The 5,383-nt window shown below is 65.6% G+C and carries 7 protein-coding genes; 3 read left to right on the top strand and 4 right to left on the bottom strand.

Annotated features, from left to right (window positions below; genetic code table 11):
- Positions 1-53: 53 nt before the first annotated feature.
- Both ACIPIA_RS09750 and ACIPIA_RS09745 read left to right on the top strand, forming a co-directional pair.
- Positions 54-479, top strand: a complete 426-nt coding sequence (locus ACIPIA_RS09750) for a TlpA disulfide reductase family protein (protein WP_400508968.1) — start codon at positions 54-56, stop codon at positions 477-479.
- Between the two features lie 110 nt (positions 480-589).
- Positions 590-913: a hypothetical protein gene (locus tag ACIPIA_RS09745; protein ID WP_400508966.1), complete on the top strand. Its 324-nt coding sequence runs from the start codon at positions 590-592 to the stop codon at positions 911-913.
- 98 nt (positions 914-1,011) lie between these two features.
- Here ACIPIA_RS09745 and gcvA read toward each other — a convergent pair whose 3' ends face one another.
- Positions 1,012-1,944, bottom strand: coding sequence for a transcriptional regulator GcvA (gcvA, locus tag ACIPIA_RS09740; RefSeq protein ID WP_400508964.1), 933 nt, complete (start codon positions 1,942-1,944; stop codon positions 1,012-1,014).
- Between the two features lie 102 nt (positions 1,945-2,046).
- On the opposite strand from gcvA, the gene ACIPIA_RS09735 reads away from it, so the two are divergent.
- On the top strand, positions 2,047-2,268 hold the full coding sequence (locus ACIPIA_RS09735) for a DUF1127 domain-containing protein (RefSeq protein WP_400508963.1): 222 nt from the start codon (positions 2,047-2,049) through the stop codon (positions 2,266-2,268).
- A gap of 114 nt (positions 2,269-2,382) precedes the next feature.
- On the opposite strand, the gene ACIPIA_RS09730 is transcribed toward ACIPIA_RS09735, so the two are convergent.
- The 3 genes from ACIPIA_RS09730 to ACIPIA_RS09720 all read right to left on the bottom strand — a co-directional run bounded on the left by ACIPIA_RS09730 (position 2,383) and on the right by ACIPIA_RS09720 (position 5,339).
- The gene (locus ACIPIA_RS09730) at positions 2,383-3,831 is read right to left on the bottom strand and encodes an aspartate aminotransferase family protein (protein WP_400508962.1); all 1,449 of its coding nucleotides are present in this window, start codon (positions 3,829-3,831) and stop codon (positions 2,383-2,385) included.
- Entirely contained in the window at positions 3,828-4,832 is a 1,005-nt protein-coding gene (locus ACIPIA_RS09725) for an NAD-dependent epimerase/dehydratase family protein (RefSeq protein WP_400508960.1), read from the bottom strand. Before ACIPIA_RS09725 ends, ACIPIA_RS09730 begins: the two co-directional genes overlap by 4 nt.
- 138 nt (positions 4,833-4,970) lie before the next feature.
- Entirely contained in the window at positions 4,971-5,339 is a 369-nt protein-coding gene (locus ACIPIA_RS09720) for a DMT family transporter (RefSeq protein ID WP_400508969.1), read from the bottom strand.
- Between the last annotated feature and the right edge of the window lie 44 nt (positions 5,340-5,383).

The following is a 5,383-nucleotide window of genomic DNA, read 5'->3' as shown; positions in this document are numbered from 1 at the left end:
TTGCCGGTCCTGCCTCGCAGTTCGTGCAACTCGATCCACCGGAGCCGGCCGGCTTGCTCGCGATCACCGATCTCGGCGGCCGGAGCAGGCCGCTCTCCGCTTATCGTGGCAAGGCCGTCCTCCTGAATTTCTGGGCAAGCTGGTGCCCGCCCTGCCGGCGCGAACTGCCCATTCTTCAGCGCCTGCAAGCCAGAGCGGGCCGGGAGCCGTTCGTCGTTCTGCCGGTGTCGCTCGACAAGTCCCCGGCGACCGTAAAGGCGTATCTCCAGCGGCTCGGACTCTCCGAACTCTCGACCTTCATCGACACCGACGGCTCCGTGGCCTCCGGCCCGAAATCGACCAAACCCACGCCGTTCGCCCTCTACGGCATGCCGATGACCTATATCCTCGACCGCGAGGCGCGCAGCGTCGGGTACCTCGTCGGCGAAGCGGATTGGAACAGCCCTGCCGGCCTTGAGCTGCTGCGCTTCTACGCATGAGCGACCGGCTGATCGCCGGGGAGCGGCAGGGCCTTGCGGCCTCCGGAAAAAATCTCCGAACCGTTTGAACCTTCCTGCCGGCTGGCGCGACCAATGGTCATGGAGGGCGAATGGTTCGCTCTCGGATCCCCTCGGGAGAGACGATCATGACGACGCTCCGCAAGACCGCGCTGGCGACCTTCGCGGCCGTGACCCTGGCCACCACCTTCATCGCGTCCGGCGCCGAGGCGCGGCCGCGCTGGGGCTACGGCTACGGCGGTTGGGGTGTCGGAGCCGGTGTGGTCGGCGCTCTCGCCGCCGGTGCCATCATCGCCTCGGCCACTCGCCCCGCCTACGGCTACTACGCCGCCCCCGTCCGTTCCTGCGACCTGGTCGAACGGTTCGACCGCTGGGGCAACGTCATCGGCTACCGCCGGGTCTGCGGCTACTACTGAGTTTCATGCCCCTGCAGAGTTTCGAGACCAGACTGAAGCCCCTCCGCGGAGGGGCTTTTTTTTGCGCCAGGCCTTGCCCCGCGCCCGGCGCCGCACGGTCACGAGCCGGCGCTAAGGGCCACGTGGGCCGCCGCCTCGTCGCGTATCCATCTCCGGAATGCCGCGATGGCCGGCCGCTGCGCCGAGGCTTCCGGGCAGACGAGATAGTACTGGTGCGGCCCCTTGACCTGATGCGGGAACGGCCGGACCAGCCGGCCGGCATCGAGATAGTCCCCGATCAGCACATTCGTCGCGAGCGCCACGCCCTGCCCCGACGCAGCCGCCTGCAAGGCGAGGAACGTATGCGAGAAACGCGGCCCCCGGGTCGCGTCCACCTGCGTGATGCCGACGGCCGCAAGCCAGCGCGGCCAGGTGACGAAATCGGGAATGCCTTCCGGAATCTCGTGCAGCAGAGTGTGATGGACGAGATCCTCCGGTCCGCACAGAGGCCGCTCAGGGTTCCCGAGCAACGCCGCGCTGCAGACGGGAAAGAAATTCTCCTCCATCAGGAGATCGGTTCGAAGGCCCTGATAGCCGCCCCGGCCGGAACGAATGGCCACGTCGACGTTCTCGCGGGCGAAATCGGTAAGCCCCACCGAGATCTCGACCCTGACCTCGAGATTGGGCTCGCGTTCCTTCAGCGCACCAAGGCGCGGTATCAGCCAGTTCAAGGCAAAGCTGGGCAGGGTGCTGACGGTCAGGACATTCGGAGCATCCGGCCGCAAGGCGCGGGCCGTGGCTTCGTTGAGTTGGTCGAGCACTTGCGAGACCGTCGCGGCATAGCGTTCGCCGATCTCGGTCAGGGCCACGCCCTTGCTGGGCAGACGGATAAAGAGCGGACGCCTCAGCCAGGTTTCGAGCGAACGCACGTGCTGGCCGACGGCGCTGGCCGTGACGGCGAGTTCATCCCCCGCCTTTTCGAAATTGCGATGCCGGGCCGCCGCCTCGAAGGCGCGCAGCGAAGCCAGCGGCGGAAGGTGTCGGCGGCTCATCGAGGCCAAGCCTTACTTGGGCAGAGCAAAGAACTTCGCATTTGCTTCAACCCCGGGCAAGGATCAGATTCACGGGCAATCAGATCACCCGTGAGGCGCGCCATGTACGCCAGCCATGCCCCAGCCGGACTTTCCTTCTCCGCCCCACGCCGCTCGAGCGGCCGTGCTCTCGGACTGCTGCTGCAGTTCGAGGCCTGGCTCGACGCCCGGAGCAGCGCACGCGCGCTCTACGCGATGGATGACCGCGCTCTGTCCGATCTTGCCCTGTCGCGCAGCGATGTCGAGCGCGTCAACGCGGATGCGGGCCGGCCTGCCGGCGCCTGAGACCATCGTCGTCAATCCCGGCGGGGACATGTTCGCGCCGCCGAATCCGAATGAGGCTGGAGGTCGTGCCCGACCTCCAGCCTCTTTTCCCAGTGCCGGCGCAGATGCGCTGCCTCAGCCCTTCGCGACGGCGACCTTGCGCAGATAGCTGGTCACGATCCCGGTCACACCGCGCGAAAGCACATCGTCGAGGGCGGCGATGAACTCGTCGCATTGCTCACGGGTGACGATCAGCGGCGGCTCGAGCCGGATGACGTTGCGATTGTACTCGGTGAAGGCGACGAGCACGTCGTGCTCCTTCAGAAGAAGCGCGCCGACGAAGCCACAGAGCGAGCCCTTCAGCTTGTCGTCGAGCAGCGCCACCATGTGCTTGACCCCGAAGGGCATGGTCTCGCTGATGTCTTGGAACTCGATGCCGATCATCAGCCCGCGCCCCCGGATTTCCTTGAGCAGGGTCGGGTACTTCGCGCGCAGCGCATTCAGCCGCTCGATCAGATAGTCGCCCTGGCGCTTCGCATTGCCCATCAGGTCTTCGTCATAGAGCACGTTCAGCGCCTCGATCGCCGAGACGCAGGCCTCGCCCATGCCGCCGAAGGTGGCCTGGGCGTGGATCAGCGCGGTCTTGGGCTTGCCATAGGCTTTCATGTAGACGTCGCGGCGAGCGATCATCGCCCCCATGGCCGCCTTCGAGCCGCCGAGCGCCTTGGCGAGGGCCGTCACGTCCGGCACGACGCCGTCCCGCTCGAAGGCGAAGAACTGGCCGGTGCGGCCGAGCCCGCATTGCACCTCGTCAGCCACCCAGAGCACGCCGTGCTTGTCGCAGAGTGCGCGCAGCTCGCGCCAGAAGCCTTCTGGCGCCTCGACGATGCCGCCGCCGCCCTGGATCGTCTCCAGCACCACGATGCCGATCGACGGATCGCTTTCGAGCGCCAGCCGGATCGCCTCGATATTGCCGAAGGGCACCTTGACCCGGTTCTCGACCAGCTTGAACTGCGACTGGTAGAGCGTCGAATCGGTGATCGAGAGCACGCCCTTGGTCTTGCCGTGGAACGAGTTCGCGGCGTGCAGGATCTTGGACTTGCCCGGCCCCTGCGCCTGCTCGGCGACCTTCAGAGCCGCCTCCATCGCCTCCGAGCCGGTTGAGCCGAGGAAGACCATGTCGAGATCGCCCGGTGCGATGGTGGCGAGGTTCTTCGCCAGCGCCGCGGCATATTGCGACATGAACGCCATGCAGATCTCGTGGCGGTTCTCGTCCTGGAACTTCTGCCGCGCAGCGATGATGCGCGGGTGGTTGTGGCCGAAGGCGACCGAGCAGAACCCGCCGAAGAAGTCGAGGATCCTGCGGCCGTCCCTGGTGACGTAGTGCATGCCCTCGGCGCGATCGACGAGGATCCTGTCGAAGCCGAGCAGCTTCAGGAAATGCAGTTGGCCGGGATTGATATGGCTGGCGAAGAGGTCCTTCACCTGTGCGGCGTCGAGCTGCTTGGCGGCCTCGACGCTGATGAGCTGCGGGCGGGCGCCGGTCATCGGGCCGTCCTCGGGCTTGAAGGCGGGCATGCTCATGCAGCGAGGCTCCTCGGCTCCGGCTTCTGGGCATCCTTGCCCTTGCGATACTCGGTATAGGCGGCGAGCAGCATGTCCTCGTCGCGATGTTGCGGCCGCCAGCCCAGCTCGCGCTTGGCCTTGGAGGTGTCGAGAATGCAGATCTCGTCGGCGATCTTGTACTGCTCCGGGTCCATGATCGGCAGGTTCACCGCATCGAGCGCGTCGAGCGTCAGCTTCACCAGCGAAGCCGGCGTCGGCAGCAGGATCGATTTCGAGCCGGCATGTTTGATGAGGTCGCCCAGCAGCTTCTTCACCGGCGGCGGATCGTCGGAGCCGAGGTTGTAGGCCTCGTTCGGGAAACCCGCCTTCCAGGCTGCGACGCAGGCGCTGGCACAGTCGAAGACCGAGATGAACTGATAGGGGTTGTTGCCACCACCGATCATCGGCACCGGCAGGTTGAGGTCGATCAGCCTGAACAGCTTGACCAGGATACCGAGACGGCCCGGCCCGATGATGAGCCGCGGGCGAAAGATCGGGATCTTGAAGCCCTTGGCGCGATACTCGTCGGCGAGGCGCTCGGTCGCAAGCTTGCTCTCGCCATACTCGCCCAGTGGCCTGGCGGGATGCGTCTCGTCCTGCGGCACCGTCACCGAATGGCCGTAGATCATGTCTGTGGTGAAGTGGACGAGCCGGTCGGCCCCGTTCTTCTCCATCCAGCTGAGGATGTTCTGGGTGCCGTTATAGTTGACCGGCCAGAAGAAATCGTGCCGCTCGGCGCGCGTCACGATCGGCGAGAGCATCTTGGCCGAGAGGTTGTAGACCACGTCCTCTGGCTGCAGCGGAATGCGCTCGACGCTTTCCGTCCGGGTCACGTCGGCCTTCAGGAACGGCACCGTCTCGTAGTGAGCATGCTCGCTCTTCTGGATGTCCGCGACGAGGACATTCTCGCCCATGGCGGCGAGATCCGCCGCCAGATGCGAGCCGACAAAGCCGTCGCCGCCGATGATGATGTGCTTCATCGCGTCAGCCTCTCGGGTCGACGGGCAGGCGCGGGCGCCGGTTGCGTACGGGCACGGGGACCGGCTGCGGAACGACGGGCGGCTCCAACAAGGCGCCGAGACGCAGGAACAGGCGTACGATCAGGTCCATGATCTCCCTCAGCTTTGTGCAATGAAAACGGTGCCGAGCACGATGAAGCCGATGCCGGCTATGCGCATCGCGCCCAGATCCTCGTGAAAGACGAAATAAGCGTAGGCCGCGACTACGACATAGGCGAGGCTCAGGAAGGGATAGGCGTAGCTGATCTGTACCTTGGACAGCACGATCAGATGCGAGGCCATGCTGATCACGAAAGTGCACAGGCCCGCGAAGACGAAGGGATTGAACACGACGCGGAAGACGGTGCCGATCAGTCCGTCATTGGCGACATCGAAGGAGCCGAGCCCGCTCATGCCGCGCTTCAGCATCAGCTGGGCGGCCGCGTTGGTCAGCACCGTGAACAGGATCAGGGGAATATAGGTGTTCATCGTTGCGCTGCGGTTCCGCTTGGCTGTCTCGTCAGCGCAGATGC

This window comes from Allobosea sp. CER48, assembly GCF_044752385.1.
Lineage (GTDB): Bacteria > Pseudomonadota > Alphaproteobacteria > Rhizobiales > Beijerinckiaceae > Allobosea.
Note: the sequence above shows the minus strand (reverse complement) of the source record. Positions and strands in the feature narration are given on the sequence as shown.

What these genes read in the sequence shown, in the direction of transcription:
- ACIPIA_RS09745 (WP_400508966.1), top strand. Translation starts at nt 590, where the DNA reads ATGGTTCGCTCTCGGATCCCCTCGGGAGAGACGATCATGACGACGCTC.
- gcvA (WP_400508964.1), bottom strand. Translation starts at nt 1,944, where the DNA reads ATGAGCCGCCGACACCTTCCGCCGCTGGCTTCGCTGCGCGCCTTCGAG.
- ACIPIA_RS09735 (WP_400508963.1), top strand. Translation starts at nt 2,047, where the DNA reads ATGTACGCCAGCCATGCCCCAGCCGGACTTTCCTTCTCCGCCCCACGC.
- ACIPIA_RS09730 (WP_400508962.1), bottom strand. Translation starts at nt 3,831, where the DNA reads ATGAGCATGCCCGCCTTCAAGCCCGAGGACGGCCCGATGACCGGCGCC.
- ACIPIA_RS09725 (WP_400508960.1), bottom strand. Translation starts at nt 4,832, where the DNA reads ATGAAGCACATCATCATCGGCGGCGACGGCTTTGTCGGCTCGCATCTG.
- ACIPIA_RS09720 (WP_400508969.1), bottom strand. Translation starts at nt 5,339, where the DNA reads ATGAACACCTATATTCCCCTGATCCTGTTCACGGTGCTGACCAACGCG.